This window comes from Tabrizicola sp. YIM 78059 (assembly GCF_004959785.1).
Classification (GTDB): domain Bacteria; phylum Pseudomonadota; class Alphaproteobacteria; order Rhodobacterales; family Rhodobacteraceae; genus Tabrizicola; species Tabrizicola caldifontis.
Map to the genome: position 1 here is coordinate 15261 of NZ_SJZH01000017.1, position 18795 is coordinate 34055.

Consider the following 18795-nt stretch of genomic DNA (forward strand, 5'->3'; position numbering starts at 1 on the left):
ATGCCCATGCAATCCAAGCCTTTCCGGTCCGACCTATAATCTTCGGGCCAAGCCAAATCCCCATTGCAATGCTTCCGAACATCAAGCCGTAGTGCAGGCCCAATGCCACGAAGTTCTCGCCAAACGCTGCCGCTGGATTGCGCTCTCTGACGGCTGGAAGAAGAGCGGAAACAATCCAAAGTGCCCCAATGCCCGAAATCCATCGAGCGGCGAGTGGCCAATTCATCCAAGCGTCAAAGATCCGACTCACGTTCCCTTACCCCCACACAGTGGCCGAAGAGCCGCCGACTTTTGGGAACCGTAGCTTAAAGGATCATTTACAGCAACTTACGGTGGTATGTTGGTCGCCCTCTGCCCCGTCGCCATCTCCCACCGCCGGACGGCGACGTCGCAATAGACCGGGTCCAGTTCCACCGCACGACAGCGCCGTCCGGTGCGTTCCGCGGCGATCAGCTGGGTGCCGGAGCCGCAGAACGGCTCGAACACCAGGTCGCGGGTGTCGGTGAAGGCCTCCAGTACCGCCTCAACCAGCGCCACGGGGAACACGGCAGGGTGTGAACCGGCCGCGCCAAGCCCGCCCTTGTGGCGCATGATGCGGAACACGCTGTCCGGGATGCGGTGGCTCTGGATCGCGTTGCCATAGCCGGTCTTGCGATGGACCGTGCCGTCGGCCCCGCGCAGGCCGCCGCCACCGAGGGTTTCGCCCGCATGCTTGCTTTCGACCGTCTTGTTCGGCTTCCGCGGCTGGCGGTTGAAGTGGAAGATGAACTCGTGCGACGGCGCCAGCCGCCCATTCCAGTCGCCGGGCAGGCCGGGCCCCTGGTCCCAGACATACCAGCCGAACCGCCGCCAGCCCTGCGCGCGCATCCAGTCGACCCAGCCCTCCCAATACGGGATCCACTCGCCGTCACGGTGAACAAGGCCGAGGTTCACCAGCAGCTGGGCCTTTGCGGTGACGGGCGCCGCGGCGAAAACGCCCTGCATCAGCGCATCCCAATCGCCGACCTTTTCCTTCGCCGCGCCATAGTCGCGCTGCTGGGCATAGGGCGGGGACGTGAACATCAGCGAGGCATGTGCCCCGTCCATCAGCCGCGCAACTACCGCCGGGTCGGTCGCATCGCCACAGATCAGGCGATGGTCGCCCAGCGCCCAGATGTCACCGGGTCGCGTGATGGGATCGGTCGGGGCCTCCGGGATGGTGTCGGCTGTGTCATCGTCGATGGACGCGCGGTCGTCGGCATCGTGCAGCAGCGCATCGAGTTCATCCTCGGGGATCCCGATCAGCCCGAGATCAAAGTCCTCGGCCATTAGGCCCCGCAGTTCCTCGAGCAGCAGCGCCTCGTCCCACCCGCCCAGTTCGGTCAGCTTGTTGTCGGCGATCCGATAGGCACGACGTTGCGCCTCGGTCAGATGGCCCAGCACGATCACCGGGGCCTCCGGCAGCCCGAGCTGGGCCGCGGCTAGGATGCGGCCATGGCCCGCGATGAGCTCGCCGTCGGCAGCGACAAGGCAGGGGACGGTCCAGCCGAACTCGGCCATGCTGGCGGCAATCCTCGCGACCTGGTCGGCGTCGTGGGTCTTGGCATTGCGGGCGTAGGGCCGAAGACGGGCGAGGGGCCAATGCTCAATCCGGCCGGGCAGGAGGGGCGCGTTCATGCCGTGTGCCGCTTGGCCTTGAGGACGGCGAAGGTCTCGCCAGTCTCCGCCAGAACGGCTTCCCGTCCTGTGAAGGACTGCCAGCGCTCGATGGCCACATCGACATAGGCCGGGTTCAGTTCTATTCCGAGGCAGACCCGACCGGTGGTCTCGGCCGCGATCAGCGTGGTGCCGGAACCCATGAAGGGCTCGTAGACTGCCTGGCCGGGGCTGGAATTGTTCAGGATCGGGCGGCGCATGCATTCGACCGGCTTCTGTGTGCCGTGTACCGTGTCGGCGTCCTGATCCCGGTTGGCGATCTGCCACAGCGTGGTCTGCTTGCGGTCGCCTGCCCAATGGCCTTTGCCCTTGGCGCGCACCGCATACCAGCAGGGTTCGTGCTGCCAGTGGTAATCGCCGCGGCTGAGGACCAGCCGGTCCTTGGCCCAGATGATCTGCGACCGGATCGCGAAGCCCGCGGCCGCCAGGCTGTCGGCCACAGTCGCTGCGTGCAGCGCCCCGTGCCAGACATAGGCCACGTCGCCGGGGAACAGCGCCCAAGCCTCGCGCCAGTCGGCGCGGTCGTCGTTCAACACCTTGCCGGTACGTCTCGTCTTCGCGGCCCCGGCCTGGTTGCGCCAGGACGGGTCATACTCCACGCCATAGGGCGGGTCAGTGACCATCAGCAGGGGGCGCACATTGCCCAGAAGTCGCCCGACCACATCGGCCGCGGTGCTGTCGCCGCAGATCAGCCGGTGCGCGCCCAGTTGCCACAGGTCGCCCGGCACCGACACCGGCTTGCCGGGAAGCTCCGGAATATCGTCTTCACCCTCGACCGGCCCGTCACCGCCCAGCGCCTCGGGATCCCGAAGCAGCGCATCCAGATCGTCGTCACTGATGCCCAAGAGCGTCAGGTCGAAATCCTCGGCCAAAAGCCCCGCGATCTCGTCGCGGAGCATGGCCTCGTCCCATTCGCCCAGTTCCGTCAGCTTGTTGTCGGCGATCCGGTAGGCGCGGCGTTCGGCCTCGTCGAGATGGCTGAGCCGGATCACCGGCACCTCGGTCAGCCCGAGCATGGTGGCGGCCAGCACCCGGCCATGGCCTGCGATCAGCTCGCCGTCGTCGGCGACCATGCAGGGCACGGTCCAGCCGAACTTGGCCATGCTGGCGGCAATCTTGGCCACCTGGTCGTCGCCATGCATCTTGGCATTGCGGGCATAGGGGCGCAGCCGGGCAATCGGCCAGGACTCTACCTGGCTCGGTGCGAAGACGAGGTCCATCGGGCGGGGCTCGGGATGTGGGGGACGGGAAATGAAAAGCGCCCGCGAGGGAGTTCCTCCGGGCGCAATTCTTCGATGATCAAGGGGTAGGTCAATGGGGGCAGGTCTGTCAACCGGAAAAGTGAAGCCGATTCAACAGCTTCTAACGAATTGGCTTTCTGGGGTGGCTTCCGGCCACTTGGCTTCCCCGGAGGTGGATTCCCTGGCTTCCCGCCGGGAGTCCACCCCGGCCAGATCGTGATTCCGCAAGCCGCTGATCTGACTCACGAATTCCGGCTCCGGGTCGCAAGGTGGCTTCCGCCTGGCTTCCCCGGTGAAAACGCCTCACGCTAGCGAACCGCCGCGCTGCGCCCCCCCGCATACGTTTGGCGCCGGGGAGGAACCAGAGGAGGGGGGAGGAGCGGCTCCTGAGCGATGCGACCGGCCCAAAGCGGACGGTCGCGGCGATATGTCGATGGACAGTCGTAATGGAACTTTGGCGGATTCAAATCCGCCGGTGAGCCTGTCGCATCGCTTCCATGCCGGCCTTCATTTGCCGCGTGACAGGCCCAGCACGCGGAGCACTTCGCGCGGGGCCGGTTGCCGCCAGATCGTCTGGAAACTTTCGACCACGTTGTCCCGTGTGACGCCAATGCCGGGTAGGGCGATCCAGGCGGGAACGGGGCGACCGAGAAGGCACAGGATCACGGTCTGTGCGGCTGTGATCCCTTGGAGGAAAGGCTGCTGGGCTGCGATGCAGCAGAAGGAATTGCCCGTTGCGAGGGCGATGGCTGCGGCCTCTCCGAGGTCCACGGTTGCCATGGACATCGTTGCGCCGCGTTCTGCAAGGCGGGTGGCTGCGGCAAGGGCAGGCGTGTCCCAAACGACGAATAGCCCGGCCAGATCGGGGTTTGCCGACAGAAGGTCATCCGCGGCTGCGGCTGAGTCCTCGATCCGCGCGAAGCGGTGGATGCGCGGTGTGATGTCGGGGCGGTTCACCTGAAGCCATTTGGTGAAGGCGATCTCGCGTTCGTTCGTGGCGAAGAAATCGGCGGCGAAGCCGAGGACGCCGACTTTCGCCCCGTCGGGGATGCGGGGAGAAAGTCCGGCGGCCGCGATCTTGCCCAGACCGAAGTTGTCCGAAGACACCAGCGCCGTGTAGTCCTTGCCCGGCAACAGGCCGGTGGGCGCGTTGTCCAGCAGGACCAGCTTTATTCCCGCCTCGGACACCCGGCGGTGCGCGGCGGCGACCTGTTCATTCGCCACGGGAAGGGAGATGATCGCATCGGGGCGTTGCGAGATCAGCCGGTCAAGTTCGGCCACCTGCATGTCGGGGGAAAAGGCGCAATCCACGACATCGATCACCGCCGCGCCGCAATCGCCGAAGATACCCATCATGCCGGCAAGTTGCTGCTTGGCCCAGTCGCTTTCCAAGGTGTGCAGGACCACGGCAACGCGCCATCCGGCCGCCTTGGCGGCGGTGCGGTCGTCGGGCAGCAGGCTGACCCGTTCGGGCGGGGCGGCGCGTTCGCCATGCGGGCCGAGGCCGGATATCGTCATCTCGGAAGCTCCTGTCCGGTCCGCGCCCTTGGCGGCGGAGGGGGCGGTGCGGTTTGCGAAAGCCGATCCTGCAGGGCGGCGAAGGCCGGATGGGCAAGCGGGCTACCCTGCATCACCCATTCCTTCAGGAAACTCGGCGCGAACAGCTGTTCCGAGGCCACGCGGGCCGCGCCGACAAGTCCGGCCGAACTGCCCATCTGCGACCGGATGATCCGCAGGTCGCGCGTGACGAAGGGATGCGATGCGCCATAGACCGCCTCGCGCAGCGCGGCGAGGAGGATGTCGTTCGTCTGCACGATGGACCCCGACAGCACGATCAGTTCCGGGTTCAACGCATTTGCCAGCGTCGCCACGACCTGACCGATCAGGTGGCCCGCCTCGGTCAGGATCGCGACCGAGGCGGGATCGCCGATCTGTGCGGCTTGCGAGACTTCGATGGCCGTGATCTCGCCACCGCGGCGCTGGATGTCGGCCAGCATGGGGCTTCGCCCGTCCTGTGCCGCCGATAGACCTTCGCGCTGGATCATGTCCGATCCTGCGAGGGCATCGAGAGGGCCGCTTCGCCCGCCTGAGGTGACTGGAAGCGATCCGATCAGGCCTGCCGCGCCATGCGCGCCACGATACAGCTGGCCGTCGCAGACGATGCCCGCGCCGATGCGGCGGCCGACCTTCAGGAAAAGCATACTGCGCGTGCCGATCGCCGCGCCTGCGTACAGCTCGCCCATCGTCATCGTCTCGACGCTGGACCGCATCCAGACCGGCACGCCGAAATCGCGCGTCAGCGTTTCGACAAGTGGAAACCCTTCCCAGGCGGGAAGGACCGGCGGCGTGGCGGTCAGGAAGTCACCCTCCGTCGCGCCCTGAACGGCCCCGGGGACGGAGAGGGAGATGCCCCATATGCCGCCCTGCGGTGCATGACGCTCCATCGACCAGCGGAAGAGTGCTGTCAGACGATCGGCCAGTTCGGCGGGCGGGGCGGTCAGGTCGGCGGCTTCGTGATGTTCGGTCAGGAGTTTGCCGGAAAGGTCGGCCACACCTACCCCGATCGCGGTTTGATCCAGCGTGGCGACAAGGATCGCGGCGCGTCGCGCGGCAAAGCGCACCAGTCGCGGCGCTCGGCCGCCCGTGGCGGTGCCCAGTTCGCTTTCGTCCACCAGTCCCAGATCGCCCAGCATCGTCAGGCGATCCGCCACCACGGCGCGGCCGAATTCGCTTTGGCGTTCCAGTTCCTGCCGCGTGTTGGCGGCACCCGTGCGGACGAGGTTCAGGAGTTCGACCAGCGATGGCGCAGCGGTTTCCACCGTGCGCGGCCGTCCCTTGCCGCGGGGGCGGGGCGATTCGGTCAGGTCCTGGGCAGTCAGGGGCAAAATCGCGTCCTTGCAGGGTTTCAGAAGGGATAAAGGGCGTCCTTCTGCCGTTCAAGGAAAAACTTATGCTGTAAAAATGCAGAAGTAGTCAGACATAAGCAGATTTATTATTGACCAAAGCGGAATCGAGGCTTAATGAAATTGCCACGGTCAGAGGAGGCCGGCAGGAAAGCAGGCAAGGCGGGCCATCCCGCAGCGCCTGCGGCACGGGGAGGGGATACCGATGACAGCGTGGAAGCTGGCCTATCACGCCAATTGCTGGGGGGGGCTCGGGGGCGATGCCGTGGGCGTCACCTCGATCACGCAACTGGCCTACCGCACCTTCGGCGATATGGACCGCGCCTGCGCCGACATCGCTGCCGCTGGTTATGCCGGGGTGGAGCTGTTCGACGGCAACCTGCTGGACTACAGCGCCGCCGAGATGCGCAAGCTTCTGGCCGACAACGGGCTGGAACTGGTCGCCACCTATGCGGGCGGGAACTTCATCTTCGACGACATTCTGCCCGAGGAACTGGCCCGCGTGACGCGCGCCGCCGACCGTGCCGCCGAACTGGGCGCGCCGCATCTGGTGGTGGGCGGCGGGGCCAAGCGTTTCGACGGCACGCGCGAGCCGGATTATCACAAGCTGGGCGCAGCCCTCGACCGCGTGAAGGCGCTGGCCGAGGCGCGGGGGTTGCGGGCGCATTACCACCCGCACTTGTCGACCATCGTCGAAGGGCCGGGCGAAGTGGCCAAGATCTTCGACCTGACCGCCATCGATTTCTGCCCCGACACGGCGCATCTGGCCGCAGCCGGTGGTGATCCGGCGCAACTGATCCGCGACCACGCGAAGCGGATTTCCTACATCCACCTCAAGGGCTTCCAGCGTGAACCCTTTGCCTTCACCCCGCTTGACCGCGGCGATGTGCCGACGGGGCCGATCCTGAAGGCGATGCGGGATGTGGGCTTTGCGGGCTGGGTCTGCACCGAACTCGACTCCTGGCGTGACCCCGCCGAAGGGGCGCGGCTGAGCATGGACTACCTGAACCGGGCAATCGCGGGCTGATCCGCCTGTCCACCAAACGGGGGAAACCCCGACACTTCTCTGGGAGGAAGAAGTTATGTTGACCAGACGCAGCCTCATGGGCTCGGCGACCGCGCTTGCGCTTTTGATGGGGATCGCCGCCCCGGCCTTTGCGGATCCGGACGCGGCGCTTGCCAAGTTGCAGGAAACCGTCCTGTCCAAGGGACCGAGCGGTGAAGACCCCTCGCCCGCCTCGGATGTCGTGCTCACGGACGAGGAACTTGCGCAGATCAGGGACATGGGCGCCACAGCGGCCATCGTGATGCACTACGGCGGCAACGACTGGAGCCGGGCACAGATCAACGGGCTGCAAACCCAGTTCGACGCCATGGGGATCAAGGTGATCGCCGTCACGGATGCTGGCTTCAAGCCCGAAAAGCAGGTCAGCGACCTGGAAACCATCATGGCCCAGGCGCCGGACATCATCGTGTCGATCCCGACCGATCCGACCGCCACCGCCAGCGCCTATCGCGCGGCTGCGGGGGCTGGGGCGAGACTGGTATTCATGGACAACGTGCCCACCGGCTTTGTGCCGGGGACCGATTATGTCTCGGTCGTCTCGGCTGACAACTATGGCAATGGGGTCGCGGCCGCCCATCTTATGGCCAAGGCCCTTGGCCCCGACGGCGGCGAAATCGGGCTGGTGTTCCATGCCGCCGACTTCTTCGTGACAAGGCAGCGCTACGATGCCTTCAAGGCGACGATCGAGAGCGATTACCCCAACATCACGATCGTGGACGAAAAGGGGATCGGCGGGCCCGACTTCTCGGGCGATGCCGAAAAGGCTGCGGGCGCGATGCTGACCGCGAACCCCAACATCAAGGGCATCTGGGCGGTCTGGGATGTCCCTGCCGAAGGCGTGATGTCCGCGGCGCGGGCGAACGGGCGGAATGACCTGATCATCACCACCGTGGACCTCGGCGAGAACGTGGCGATCAGCATGGCGCAGGGCGGCTTCATCAAGGGCCTCGGCGCGCAGCGCCCCTTTGACGCGGGTGTCGTCGAGGCGAAGCTGGCCGGCTATGCCCTGCTGGGCAAGGAGGCACCGGATTTCGTCGCGCTACCGGCGCTGCCGGTGTCGCAGGACAATCTGCTTGAGGCCTGGAAACAGGTCTACTCGACCGAGGCGACCGAGAACATCAAGGCCTCGATGCAATAAGCCCCTTGCGCGCGGGGTGTCCCTATTCCCCGCGCGCTACCCGGGCCTTCGCGGAGGCGAGTGCTCCCCGCGCGCGAAGGCCCGCCACCCTTTTGCCCCGGAGACGGACAATGACCAAAGTGATGAACGTCGCCATGATCGGCGGCGGGTTCATGGGCAAGGCGCACGCCATGGCCTATGCCTCGATGCCAATGTTCTTCTGGCCCGCCCCGGCGATCCCGCACCGCAAGGTCGTCGTCGATGTCACCGACGGGGCCGCCGAGGACGCCCGCCGCCGCTTCGGATTTGACGAGGCGTCCAGCGACTGGCGCGCCGTGGTGGCCCGCCCCGATATCGACGTGGTCGACATCTGCACCCCGAACAATGTCCATGCCGAGATCGCCATCGCGGCGGCGAAGGCCGGGAAGCACATCATCTGCGAAAAGCCCCTGGCCCGCACCGTGGAAGAGGCCCGCGCGATGACCGCCGCCGCGAAGGCTGCCGGTATCATCCACATGGTCGCCTTCAACTACCGCCGCACGCCCGCCGTGGCGCTGGCCAAGAAATATATCGAGGAAGGCCGCATCGGCCGCATCCTGAACTTCCGCGGCACCTACCTTCAGGACTGGTCTGCGGATGAGAACGGGCCGCTGTCCTGGCGCTTTCAGAAGAAGATCGCGGGGTCGGGCACGGTGGGGGATATCGGGACCCATGTGGTGGACCTTGCGCATTACCTCGTCGGTCCCATTGCCGAGGTGATCGCCATGACCAAGACCTATGTCACGACGCGCCCCATCCAGCAGGGCGGGGTGGACAAGCTGGGTGCGTCGGAGAAATCCGCTGATGCCGAACGTGCTCCGGTGGATGTGGATGACGAGGTGGTGTCGATGCTGCGCTTCGGCAACGGGGCCATCGGCAGCCTGGAGGCCACGCGCAACGCATGGGGTCGGAACAACTTCATCACGCTGGAAATCCACGGGACGAAGGGGTCGATCCACTTCAACTACGAACGCCGTGACGAGTTGCAGGTGATGCTCGCCGACGACCCCGCCGATGCACGCGGCTTCCGCACGGTCTACACTGGTCCAGCCCATCCCTATGGCGGCGGTCTGTGGCCGATCCCCGGTCTGGGCATCGGCTATTCGGAAACGAAGATCGTCGAATGCTTCGACCTGTTCAGCGCGATTGCCAGCGGCAAGCAGCCCAGCCCGAATTTCGAGGATGGTCTGCTGACGGAACTGGTGGCCGATGCCCTGCTTCGGTCGGGTGAAACCGGCAAGTGGGAGCGGGTGGAATGACCGCCCCCGCCCCGGTTGCCGTGCGGATGACGGGGATTTCCAAATCCTTCGGCGGCATTCGCGCGCTGGATGGTGTGGATTTCGAGGTGTTTGCCGGTGAGGTCCACGCCCTGCTTGGCGGTAACGGGGCGGGGAAGTCCACCATCCTGAAGGTCCTGAACGGCGTTCACGTGCCGGAGGAGGGCGAGATCGAGGTTGGTGGCCAGAAGCTGGCCGCCCGCACGCCCGAGGCGGCGCGGGCGGCGGGTATCGCAATGAACTTTCAGGAAATGTCGCTGATCCCCACGCTGACTGTGGCGCAGAACATCTTCCTGACCCGCGAAGCCCGCGATGCGCGCGGGATGATCGACGATGCCGATTCCGTCCGGCGGGCGCAGGCGATTTTCGACATGTTGCAGGTCGAGGTAGATCCCGCTGCGCTGGTGGGCGATCTGGGGGCGGGTCAAAAGCAGCTGACCGAGATTGCGAAGGCGATCAGTCAGAATGCCCGCGTCCTGATCCTCGACGAACCCTCAACCGCACTTTCGGTGTCGGATGTTGAACGACTCTTCGTCTTCCTGCGGCAACTCAAGGCCAAGGGTGTGGCGATCATCTATGTCAGCCACCGCATGGACGAAATCGCCCGCATCGCGGACCGCGCCACGATCCTGCGGGATGGAAAACATGTGATCACCGCGCCGCTGGCCGATCTGCCCATCGACGTGATGATCGAACATATTGTCGGCAAGAAATCCAAGGGTCTTTCCGATGTCACCCGGGGCGATGCCACACGGGGCGAGGTTCTTCTGGACCTTGCAAACGTGACCGGCCCGCACAAGCCCGAAAACGTCAGCCTCACCCTCCACCGGGGCGAGGTTCTGGGTCTGGCCGGGTTGCTCGGCTCTGGCCGGTCGGCCTTGGCCCGCGTTATCGCAGGCATCGAACCTGCCGTTTCCGGCGAAATCCGGATCAAGGGCACGACGGTGGCGATCCGCCGCCCCGCAGACGCCATCGCCCAAGGCATCGCTCTGGTGCCGGAGGCGCGGGCGACACAAGGCATCATACCGGCACATAGTGTGGCCGAAAACATGGTCATGGCGGTTCTGGGCCGCATCGCGCCGCGCGGGATCGTGGACCGTGATCGCGTCCGCGACATCGCGGACCGCATGATCGCCCGCCTGTCGATCAAGACCGCCAGCCGCGACCATGCCGTGTCCACCCTGTCGGGCGGCAACCAGCAAAAGGTGGTGATCGGCAAATGGCTGGCGACAGAGCCGGATATCCTGATCCTCGACGAACCCACCGCAGGCATCGACATCGGATCGAAGGCCGAGATCATCCGTCTGGTCCGCGACCTCGCGCAGGCAGGGAAGGGCGTCATCGTGATCTCTTCGGAACTGTCGGAACTGCTGACGGCCTGCGACCGCATCCTCGTTATGGCGGATGGCCGTGCGCATCAGATTCTGGATCGTGCCGATCTGGACGACCCGACCGAGACGAACCCCGAACACGCCCTGCAAGCGGCCGAACGCCGCCTTCAGATCGAAATCCAGAAAGCCCTGACCATCAAGGAGGCCAGCCATGGCTAAGGCAGCAACCGCCCCGGCCGGGGCATTCTTCGCCAATTGGCGGCAGAACATCATCTATATCGGCTTCGTGGTGATCTTCGTGGTCTTCGCGCTGACGCTGAACGACAAGGGGTTTTTGAACCCGAACAACCTGCTGAACATCGTGCGGCAGACCGCGATGATCGCGGTGATGGCGGTGGCCATGACCTTCGTGCTGTCGGCGGGCGAGATCGATCTGTCGGTGGGCGCGGTGGCGGGGCTGACCACGGTGACGGTTGCCATGGCGATTGCCGTCGCCGGGCCTGTTGGCGGTGTCCTTTCCGGGTTGGCGACAGGGCTGGCCGTGGGCGTGTTCAACGGCTGGCTCACGACGCGGATCGGCATTCCGTCCTTCCTGACGACCCTTGCCATGATGGGCATCGCCAAGGGCGTGGCCATGTGGATTTCCGACACGGCGGCGGTGCCGATCCTGTCCCCCGGTTATTCCTGGATCTTCGGGGGCGGCTCGGTCGGCCCTATCCCGGTCCTGATGTTCTGGATGGCGGTAATCGCGGGCGTCGGTCATGTCGCGCTGCGCCGGTCCGGCTTTGGCCGCAAGGTTCTGGCGACGGGCGGGGGCGAAATGGCCGCGCGCTACTCCGGCATCGACACGCGCAGCATCAAGTTCAAGGTGCTGGTCCTGTCCTCTTGCGCTGCCGCGCTGGCCGGGATGCTTTACGCTGGCCGTCTGCAATCGGGCCGCTTCCAGCTTGGCGAAGGGGATGAGTTGTCGGTCATCGCCGCGGCCGTCCTTGGCGGGACGAGCCTGTTCGGCGGCAAGGGGACGGTCATCGGCACCATCGTCGGCGCGTTGATGATCGGGATGATCAACAACGGGCTGATCCTGATGGGGCTGGAGTTCAGCCAGCAGCTGATCGCCAAGGGCGCGATCATCATCCTTGCCGTTGCCTTGAGCCAGAAGCGGGGCTGACCATGTATACGATCATCGGAACCCTCACCGCCCGCCCGGAAACGCGCGAGGAACTGGCATCGCTGCTGATGGCGCTAGTGGCGCCGACGCGGGCCGAGGCGGGTTGCATCAACTACGACTTCCACGTCGATGCTGCCGATCCTTGCGTCTTTGTCTTCTACGAGAACTGGACCGACCGCGCGGCGCTGGACGCGCATCTGGCGATGCCGCATCTGCAACCGCTGGTTTCGCAGCTTGACCGTCTGCTGGCCTGTCCGGTGGAGATCCGGCCCCTGACCATGCTGTCGGAGAGGGCGGCATGACGGGCAGTGCGATCAAGGGTCCGGGCATCTTTCTGGCGCAATTCGCTGGGAATGATGCACCCTTCGACAGCCTGCCCGCGATCACGGCCTGGGCGGCAGGGCTGGGCTACAAAGGCGTGCAGATCCCGTCCTGGGATCGGCGGTTGTTCGATCTGAACCTCTGCGCCGAAAGTCAGACCTATGCTGACGAGGTGGTGGGCATTTGCGCCGAAGCGGGCATCGCCATCACGGAACTGTCCACGCACTTGCAAGGACAGTTGGTCGCGGTGAATCCCGCCTATGACGCGGCCTTCGATGCCTTCGCGCCGGAAACGGTGCGGGGCAATCCCGGCGCACGGCAGGCATGGGCGGTCGATCAGGTGACCAAGGCCGCAACGGCGGCGCGGCGTCTGGGGCTTTCGGGAACGGTCAGCTTCACCGGATCGCTGGCCTTCCCCTATCTCTATCCTTGGCCGCAGCGCCCCGCCGGACTGGTCGAGACGGCATTCGCCGAACTTGCCCGCCGCTGGACCCCCATCCTTGATGCCTATGACGATGCGGGTGTCGATATTGGCTTCGAACTGCACCCCGGAGAGGATGTGTTCGACGGCGCAAGCTGGGAGAGGTTCCTCTCTGCCGTGGCCGAACACCCCCGCGCGAGGATCAACTACGACCCGTCGCACTTCCTGTTACAGGCGATGGATTATCTGGCCTTCATCGACATCTATCACGACCGTATCTCGGCGTTCCACGTCAAGGACGCCGAGTTCCGCCCCGATGGTCGGCAGGGCGTCTATTCCGGCTATTCGCCCTGGGTGGAACGGGCGGGGCGTTTCCGCAGCCTTGGCGACGGGCAGGTGGATTTTCCGGCCGTCTTCACGCGGCTGACCCAGCACGGCTATCGCGGCTGGGCGGTGATGGAATGGGAGTGCTTCCTGAAATCCCCGGCGCAGGGTGCCGCCGAGGGTGCGCCCTTTATCGCCCGTCATCTGATCGAGGTGACGGGGCAGGCCTTCGACGATTTCGCAGGCGGGAGGGCCGATCAGGCGGTGCTGGACGCAATGCTGGGGATCCGGTCATGACACTGAAACTGGGCATGGTCGGCGGAGGACAAGGGGCCTTCATCGGCGGGGTCCACCGCATGGCCGCAAGGCTGGATGGGCGGTGGGAGTTGGTTGCGGGGGCGCTGTCCTCCGACCCGGCACGGGCCGCGGCTTCGGCGGCGGATCTCGGCATTGCGCCCGACCGCAGCTATTCCGATTTCGCGCAGATGGCTTTGGCCGAGGCAGCCCGTCCTGACGGGATCGCTGCGGTGGCGATCGTCACGCCGAACCACCTTCATGCCAAGGTGGCGACGGCCTTCCTGCGGGCAGGCATTGCAGTGATCTGCGACAAGCCGATGACCGCGACGCTTCCCGAGGCCGAGGAACTGGCTGCGCTGGCAGCCGAAACATCCGTGCCGTTCGTGCTGACCCAGACCTATACAGGCTATCCGATGGTGCGCGAGGCGCGCCGGATGATCGCCGAAGGGGCAATCGGGGCGGTGCGTCACGTGCAGGTGGAATACTTGCAGGACTGGCTGGCCGGACCCGTGGAACAGAGCGGGCAGAAACAGGCCGTCTGGCGCACCGATCCCGGCTTGTCGGGCGAGGGCGGCTGCATCGCGGATATCGGAACGCATGCCGTAAATCTCGCCACATTTGTTTCGGGGCTTGGAGTTCAGGCCGTTCTTGCCGACCTCACCGCCTTCGAGCCGGGACGGCGGCTGGATGACAACGCGGCAGTCCTCTTGCGTTTCGACGGCGGCGCGAAGGGGATGATCTGGGCAAGCCAGATCGCCCCCGGCACCAAAAACGCGCTGCGGTTCCGCATCGCCGGCGAAAGGGGGGGGCTGGCATGGGATCAGGAAGACCCTGATCTGCTCGAATTCACCCCGCTTGGCGACACGACCCGCCTGCTGCGCCGCGGTGACGGCTTGACCCAAACGCCAAGCCGCATACCGTCCGGCCATCCCGAGGGCTATCTGGAGGCGTTCGCAACTCTATACGCCGATGCGGCGGATCTGATCGAAGGTAAGGGCTTGGCGTCGACGCGAGCGCTGGCTACCGCCGAGGACGGACTTGCAGGAATGCGTTTCATCCGCGCGTGTGTCCGCTCGAATGGGGCGGGTGGAATGTGGACGGCGGCCTAACACTCGGGGGCGGTAGGCACATCTGAAAGATGTTCTCACCGCTCACCCGACCGTCCGCTTTCCGCCCATACCGACTGTCAACACCTCGAGAGCCACGGGGCGGCCTTCGGCATCGCATCAGTCACCTCGACCTCTCGCAGCATCCCGCCCGTGATCAGCCCCTCCCGCACCCAGCCCAGCGCCTGCCACCAGTCGCCATAGCCGCGCCTGGCCGCTTCGATCTGCTGCGGGTGGGGTGAAAAGGTGACCGGGCAGGCGAGGATGTCGACGGTTTTCCATCTAGCTCGAGCGCCCGGGCCACGCACGCGGATGCGCTCGGTGCCCGCGACGACGGCGCCCGCATGCGTGCCGTGCTGGTTCTGCTTGACGATGGTCGGCACGCAGCGCGGAATGGCGCCCGGCATCCAATCCGGTGTCAGCCCGGCGTGGGCCAGCTCGGCAACGCGGATCGCCATGCGCTTGCCGCCGAGGCTGTCGGGGATCCCGGCGACGGTGGCGGCGATCACCTCGGCGTCCTCGTGGGTGTAGCCGCCGATCTTGTGCTGGCCGCCGTCGATCTTGCAGCCCAGCACGGCGCGCTGCAGCAGGACGTATTCCAGGCCGAAGCCGAAGCCTTCCTCGGTGACGTCCGGGGGCAGGGGCAGCTCAAGCTGCGCTTGTTCGATCCGGAATGCCCATTCGAGCGCGGCCTGCACGCCCAGCGCTCGTTTAACGGATCGAACGCCCGCACGGCTGATCGGTCGTTGCAGAGTCATCGAACACCTCGCTCGCGCAGACGCTCGGCCGTGACCAGCCCCCTCGCCAGCATCGCGTCCCGTATTGTGTTGCTGATCGCACTGACCGGCAGGTAGCGGTCGCCGTTCACCAACTCGGCATAGAAGGCGGGAAGGTCGGTGATCGGCTTCGAAGCCGGGGCAGGGGGTGTCTTGGGCTTCCGGCGCTTCCGCCCGGCATCCTCGACCTTGCGCTGGGCAGCACGCTGCATGGCGCGGTCCAGCGCCTTTGGGCCATCGGGCGGTTCGGGATGTTCCTCGCGGCTTGCCTCGGCCGCGGCGACGATCTCCGCCTCGGTCAGCCCCAGTTCGTCGCGCCAGCGCTGGACGTGCAACCGGGGCGGCCAGCCTTGCCACCAACCGGGCAGGGCGACAGGATCGAGGCCCAGCGCGTCGAGCAGGTCCCCGAAAACCTCATCGGAAACTGCTTCGCGCGCCTGCGCGCCCTCCTCCTCCTTTACTGGTCTACTTAGAGGTTCCCTTACAGGGTTAGTGTCCGAAATCCGGACACGGCTTTCGGCATTTTCCGGACACGGGTCGGCCGGAAAATCGGACACGGGCCTCGTGCCATCCCCGTGTCCGAAATCCGGACACGGCAGGTCGTTGGCCATGGCATCGCCAGTGCAACCGTCGGCATCGTCGAGCGTTTCTGCTCCACCATCCTCCCCGTGTCCGATTTCCGGACACGGAGCTACAGCCACAGGTGTGAAGCCCGGCTCGAACCCCAGGATGTAGCGGGTCGGCAGCTGGCGCTTGGTGACGGGATCCAGCCGCGGCACCCGCCGCAGCAGGCCCACGGCCTCGAGCTGGCCAAGGTGATCGTTCAGCGTGGACCGGCTGATCTCGCAGTCATGCGCCAGCCGGTCCTGCGAGGGGAAGCAGCCGTAATCCGGGTTGAACCGGTCGCAGAGGTGCCAGAGCACGATCTTGGTCGTGGGCTTCAACCCGCGCTGCTTGATGGCCCAGTTGGTGGCCTCGTGGCTCATGGCGCGGGCCTCCGTGGGGCAGGGGCGATGCGCGTGGTGAAGCCGTGATCGGCCAGCGCGCCCAGCGCATCATCGAGACTGCGGACAAGCGCCCAGCCGAACCCATGAGCCAGAACGGCATCGCGGAACGCTTCCTGCTCCGGCCGCAGTCGCCCCTTCGGGGCTTTCAACTCGAGGAACAGGACGCGGCCGTCACAGATCACCATCAGGTCCGCGAAACCGGCGTGGACGCCCATGCCGACCAGGATCGCCTGGCGCTTGGCCCCGCGAGGCCCGGCCTCGGTCACCTCGTTGGCGCAGTGATGGATGATGGCGCTGCGGGGGAGGGCGATGCGCAGCGCCTTTACGACCGTGCGCTGCAAATCGGCCTCGGGGGTGCCACGGCGCATCATCGCGCTGCCCTCCCCTGGTCTTCGCGCTGGGCGCGCGCTACCCCTCGCCGCGCATTGACGACCACCAGCAGGCGCTGGGCATCAGCACGCTCACCCGGGGTCTCGCCATGCTGGACAAGCACGTTGCAAGCGAGCCGGATCAGAAGATCGCTGTGATGCGCGACGTCGGCGATCACGGCGCGGGCCTCGGCCACGCGGTCGGCGGGCCAGGCGGAACTGCGGGGCTGGATCGTCATCACCGGCGCCCTCCGGCTCGACGGCGGCGCGGGGCGGCCTGTTCCTGCTCCTCCAGCCATTCCTCGACGGCGGCGCGGCGGTAGTAGACCTTGCGCCCGGCGCGCACGCAGGGTGGACCCGTCCGCATCGCCTCCCAGCGGCGCAGGGTGTCGACCGAAAGGCCGAGTTCCAGCGCGAGGTCGAGGCGGCTGATCCAGCCAACCAGCAGGCTGCGGGGTTTGTCTTGTCGGTCTGGCATCGATCCGAGATGCGGCATCGGGGTCTCTTGGTCCTGGCCCCGAAGATCGGGGACATCTTGCTGGGACCAGTGAGCGCAGAGCCCGCGGGGTGGCGGCGAGGCGGAGGGTGGCGGAAAGGACGTCCCCTTTGTGCCACCCCTTGTTTTGTTGGGGTTTGCGATGGTGGTCGGGTGGTGGGGGAAGATTACGGCCGGTCCAGCCAGATGGGCGGAACGGACGCCAAGGCCGCAAACACCAGCGAACAGCCGGATTGGCCGTGTTTGACCGTCACTGACGAGCAAAGAGGGGGTGGCACCCGACACGGCACCCCTGCCACCCTTTGAATTCCTTGAGGATTTGCCTCGCTGCGGCTTTTCAAAGGCCGGATTTTTAGCGCGACAACCGTGCCTGCCACTTCGCACGTCGCATTACGCCTATCGTGGCCAGTCGCGCATCGATCCGTCCAGCGCCACAATTCCAAGAAAACAAGGGGTGGCGCGGTTCTGGCGTCCTTCCTGCCACCCTCCGCCTCCCCGCCACCCACAGCGCCATGCTTGCCTTGATAACCAGGCGAAACCACGCCTCATGTCAGATGCAAGAAGGACCGAAGCCATGCCCGAACGCATCAAGCTGACCGAAAAAGTGCTGCGCGACGCCGAGCCGGTGCCGGGGCGGGACTACCAGATATTCGACACCGACGTGCGCGGCTTTGCCGCTTGCATCTACCGCGGCGGTGGGCGGGCCTTCACGCTGGATTACCGCCATGCCGGGCGCCAGCGCCGGATGACGTTCGGGCGCTGGCCGGAATGGTCGGTGTCGGCGGCGCGGGAGCGGGCCAAGGAACTGCGGCGCGAGATCGACGCCGGGGCCGATCCCTTGGGTCAGCGCGAGGCAAAACGCGAAGCCCCGCGCGTGACCGACCTGATCGAACGCTACTGCGCCGAGCATCTGCCGAAACTCTCCGCCCGCAGCGCGGCCGACCAGAGGTCGGCGCTGGCCAGGATGGTGGAACCGGTCTGGGGCCGGAAGCTGGTGACGGAGATCACCCCGACCGACGTTGACAAGCTCCTGACCAAGATCGCCGAGGGCAGGGCGCGGCCGCACAAGGAAAAGCCCAACAACCGGGCGCGCAAGCTGCAGGGTGCCAAGCCCACGCCAGTGCGCGCCAACCGTATCGGAGAGGTGCTGCGCAAGATGTTCACGCTGGCGGTCCAGTGGGGCTGGTGCGAGGACAACCCCGCCCAGCGCTTCCACCGCCGCACAGAGACACCGCGCGAACGCTTCCTGTCGAAGGAGGAAATCTCCAAGCTTGCCGCCGCGCTGGATGCGGCCGAGGACCGGCGCGCGGCCGACATCATCCGTATGTGCATGCTGACCGGCGCCCGCTTGGGCGAGGTGCGGCAGGCCCGGTTCGAACAGTTCAACCTTGAGCACATGAGTTGGTCTAAGCCGCCCACCATGACGAAACAGCGCCGCGTCCACCGCGTGCCGATCTCTGACGAAACCGCCGCCATCGTGCGGCAGCGGCTGCCGCTGGTGCCGAAGGGATCGCCGTGGCTCTTCCCCGGCGACACGCCCGGGCAACCGGTTCAGGAGGTGCGGCGGTTCTGGGCGCAGGTCCAGAAGCAATGCGGGCTGCAGGACGTCCGGAGCCATGACCTGCGCCACACCTTCGCATCGCTCCTAGTCAGTGGCGGGGCATCGCTGGAAATGATCGGAAAGCTTCTGGGTCACAGCCAGATGCAGACCACGCTGCGCTACGCCCACCTGATGGACTTGCCCTTGCGTGCCGGGGTGGACGCTGTCGCCAGCGCCTTCCGGCCGAAGCCCCGGCTGGTGCATGACGCTGATGATCGGGGCGGCCGAAAGTCTGCCTGATC

General features: G+C 66.1%; 18 protein-coding genes. 9 read left to right on the forward strand and 9 right to left on the reverse strand.

All coding sequences use genetic code 11. From position 1 onward, the window contains the following. Positions 1–327 precede the first annotated feature (327 nt). From EZM81_RS16320 to EZM81_RS16335, 4 genes are all read right to left on the reverse strand, one after another. Positions 328–1656, reverse strand: coding sequence for a site-specific DNA-methyltransferase (locus tag EZM81_RS16320; protein WP_136646455.1), 1329 nt, complete (start codon positions 1654–1656; stop codon positions 328–330). Then, complete coding sequence (locus EZM81_RS16325; RefSeq protein WP_136646456.1) at positions 1653–2915, reverse strand: site-specific DNA-methyltransferase; 1263 nt, start codon at positions 2913–2915, stop codon at positions 1653–1655. The genes EZM81_RS16320 and EZM81_RS16325 overlap by 4 nt, the downstream gene beginning before the upstream one ends. A 528-nt stretch (positions 2916–3443) precedes the next feature. Further along, positions 3444–4454 carry a substrate-binding domain-containing protein gene (locus EZM81_RS16330; RefSeq protein ID WP_101754935.1) on the reverse strand — a complete coding sequence of 337 codons (1011 nt, stop codon included), beginning with the start codon at positions 4452–4454 and terminating at the stop codon, positions 3444–3446. Next, positions 4451–5821, reverse strand: a complete 1371-nt coding sequence (locus EZM81_RS16335) for an ROK family protein (RefSeq protein ID WP_211195432.1) — start codon at positions 5819–5821, stop codon at positions 4451–4453. The genes EZM81_RS16330 and EZM81_RS16335 overlap by 4 nt, the downstream gene beginning before the upstream one ends. 223 nt (positions 5822–6044) lie before the next feature. Here EZM81_RS16335 and EZM81_RS16340 point away from each other — a divergent pair, with 223 nt between their 5' ends. The 8 genes from EZM81_RS16340 to EZM81_RS16375 all read left to right on the forward strand — a co-directional run bounded on the left by EZM81_RS16340 (position 6045) and on the right by EZM81_RS16375 (position 14309). Further along, on the forward strand, positions 6045–6866 hold the full coding sequence (locus EZM81_RS16340; RefSeq protein ID WP_136646457.1) for a sugar phosphate isomerase/epimerase: 822 nt from the start codon (positions 6045–6047) through the stop codon (positions 6864–6866). Between the two features lie 55 nt (positions 6867–6921). After that, positions 6922–8043, forward strand: a complete 1122-nt coding sequence (locus tag EZM81_RS16345; protein ID WP_136646458.1) for a substrate-binding domain-containing protein — start codon at positions 6922–6924, stop codon at positions 8041–8043. A gap of 110 nt (positions 8044–8153) precedes the next feature. Further along, entirely contained in the window at positions 8154–9320 is a 1167-nt protein-coding gene (locus EZM81_RS16350) for a Gfo/Idh/MocA family protein (protein WP_136646459.1), read from the forward strand. Further along, a complete protein-coding gene (locus tag EZM81_RS16355) occupies positions 9317–10888 on the forward strand; it encodes a sugar ABC transporter ATP-binding protein (protein WP_136646460.1) in 1572 nt (523 codons plus the stop codon). The genes EZM81_RS16350 and EZM81_RS16355 overlap by 4 nt, the downstream gene beginning before the upstream one ends. After that, complete coding sequence (locus EZM81_RS16360; protein ID WP_136646461.1) at positions 10881–11837, forward strand: ABC transporter permease; 957 nt, start codon at positions 10881–10883, stop codon at positions 11835–11837. Before EZM81_RS16355 ends, EZM81_RS16360 begins: the two co-directional genes overlap by 8 nt. A 2-nt stretch (positions 11838–11839) precedes the next feature. Further along, positions 11840–12139 carry a putative quinol monooxygenase gene (locus EZM81_RS16365; RefSeq protein ID WP_136646462.1) on the forward strand — a complete coding sequence of 100 codons (300 nt, stop codon included), beginning with the start codon at positions 11840–11842 and terminating at the stop codon, positions 12137–12139. Continuing rightward, positions 12136–13200: a sugar phosphate isomerase/epimerase gene (locus tag EZM81_RS16370; protein ID WP_058099352.1), complete on the forward strand. Its 1065-nt coding sequence runs from the start codon at positions 12136–12138 to the stop codon at positions 13198–13200. Before EZM81_RS16365 ends, EZM81_RS16370 begins: the two co-directional genes overlap by 4 nt. Next, a complete protein-coding gene (locus EZM81_RS16375; RefSeq protein WP_058099351.1) occupies positions 13197–14309 on the forward strand; it encodes a Gfo/Idh/MocA family protein in 1113 nt (370 codons plus the stop codon). The genes EZM81_RS16370 and EZM81_RS16375 overlap by 4 nt, the downstream gene beginning before the upstream one ends. A gap of 77 nt (positions 14310–14386) precedes the next feature. Here the strand turns inward: EZM81_RS16375 and EZM81_RS16380 are convergent, their stop codons facing one another. The 5 genes from EZM81_RS16380 to EZM81_RS16400 are packed head-to-tail and all read right to left on the reverse strand — an operon-like array spanning position 14387 to position 16935. Beyond that, positions 14387–15064: a hypothetical protein gene (locus EZM81_RS16380; RefSeq protein WP_136646463.1), complete on the reverse strand. Its 678-nt coding sequence runs from the start codon at positions 15062–15064 to the stop codon at positions 14387–14389. After that, positions 15061–16068 carry a helix-turn-helix domain-containing protein gene (locus EZM81_RS16385; RefSeq protein ID WP_136646464.1) on the reverse strand — a complete coding sequence of 336 codons (1008 nt, stop codon included), beginning with the start codon at positions 16066–16068 and terminating at the stop codon, positions 15061–15063. Before EZM81_RS16385 ends, EZM81_RS16380 begins: the two co-directional genes overlap by 4 nt. Further along, positions 16065–16460 carry a VRR-NUC domain-containing protein gene (locus EZM81_RS16390; protein ID WP_136646465.1) on the reverse strand — a complete coding sequence of 132 codons (396 nt, stop codon included), beginning with the start codon at positions 16458–16460 and terminating at the stop codon, positions 16065–16067. Before EZM81_RS16390 ends, EZM81_RS16385 begins: the two co-directional genes overlap by 4 nt. Then, positions 16457–16696, reverse strand: coding sequence for a hypothetical protein (locus EZM81_RS16395; protein WP_136646466.1), 240 nt, complete (start codon positions 16694–16696; stop codon positions 16457–16459). Before EZM81_RS16395 ends, EZM81_RS16390 begins: the two co-directional genes overlap by 4 nt. Further along, complete coding sequence (locus tag EZM81_RS16400) at positions 16696–16935, reverse strand: AlpA family transcriptional regulator (protein WP_248298252.1); 240 nt, start codon at positions 16933–16935, stop codon at positions 16696–16698. The genes EZM81_RS16395 and EZM81_RS16400 overlap by 1 nt, the downstream gene beginning before the upstream one ends. 592 nt (positions 16936–17527) lie before the next feature. Between EZM81_RS16400 and EZM81_RS16405 the strand changes: the two genes are divergently transcribed. Further along, a complete protein-coding gene (locus tag EZM81_RS16405; protein WP_136646468.1) occupies positions 17528–18793 on the forward strand; it encodes a site-specific integrase in 1266 nt (421 codons plus the stop codon). The last annotated feature ends 2 nt before the right edge of the window (positions 18794–18795 follow it).

Coding starts and splice junctions, on each gene's coding strand:
- EZM81_RS16320 (WP_136646455.1), bottom strand. CDS start 1,656: ATGAACGCGCCCCTCCTGCCCGGCCGGATTGAGCATTGGCCCCTCGCC.
- EZM81_RS16325 (WP_136646456.1), bottom strand. CDS start 2,915: ATGGACCTCGTCTTCGCACCGAGCCAGGTAGAGTCCTGGCCGATTGCC.
- EZM81_RS16330 (WP_101754935.1), bottom strand. CDS start 4,454: ATGACGATATCCGGCCTCGGCCCGCATGGCGAACGCGCCGCCCCGCCC.
- EZM81_RS16340 (WP_136646457.1), top strand. CDS start 6,045: ATGACAGCGTGGAAGCTGGCCTATCACGCCAATTGCTGGGGGGGGCTC.
- EZM81_RS16345 (WP_136646458.1), top strand. CDS start 6,922: ATGTTGACCAGACGCAGCCTCATGGGCTCGGCGACCGCGCTTGCGCTT.
- EZM81_RS16350 (WP_136646459.1), top strand. CDS start 8,154: ATGACCAAAGTGATGAACGTCGCCATGATCGGCGGCGGGTTCATGGGC.
- EZM81_RS16355 (WP_136646460.1), top strand. CDS start 9,317: ATGACCGCCCCCGCCCCGGTTGCCGTGCGGATGACGGGGATTTCCAAA.
- EZM81_RS16360 (WP_136646461.1), top strand. CDS start 10,881: ATGGCTAAGGCAGCAACCGCCCCGGCCGGGGCATTCTTCGCCAATTGG.
- EZM81_RS16365 (WP_136646462.1), top strand. CDS start 11,840: ATGTATACGATCATCGGAACCCTCACCGCCCGCCCGGAAACGCGCGAG.
- EZM81_RS16370 (WP_058099352.1), top strand. CDS start 12,136: ATGACGGGCAGTGCGATCAAGGGTCCGGGCATCTTTCTGGCGCAATTC.
- EZM81_RS16375 (WP_058099351.1), top strand. CDS start 13,197: ATGACACTGAAACTGGGCATGGTCGGCGGAGGACAAGGGGCCTTCATC.
- EZM81_RS16380 (WP_136646463.1), bottom strand. CDS start 15,064: ATGACTCTGCAACGACCGATCAGCCGTGCGGGCGTTCGATCCGTTAAA.
- EZM81_RS16385 (WP_136646464.1), bottom strand. CDS start 16,068: ATGAGCCACGAGGCCACCAACTGGGCCATCAAGCAGCGCGGGTTGAAG.
- EZM81_RS16390 (WP_136646465.1), bottom strand. CDS start 16,460: ATGATGCGCCGTGGCACCCCCGAGGCCGATTTGCAGCGCACGGTCGTA.
- EZM81_RS16395 (WP_136646466.1), bottom strand. CDS start 16,696: ATGACGATCCAGCCCCGCAGTTCCGCCTGGCCCGCCGACCGCGTGGCC.
- EZM81_RS16400 (WP_248298252.1), bottom strand. CDS start 16,935: ATGCCAGACCGACAAGACAAACCCCGCAGCCTGCTGGTTGGCTGGATC.
- EZM81_RS16405 (WP_136646468.1), top strand. CDS start 17,528: ATGCCCGAACGCATCAAGCTGACCGAAAAAGTGCTGCGCGACGCCGAG.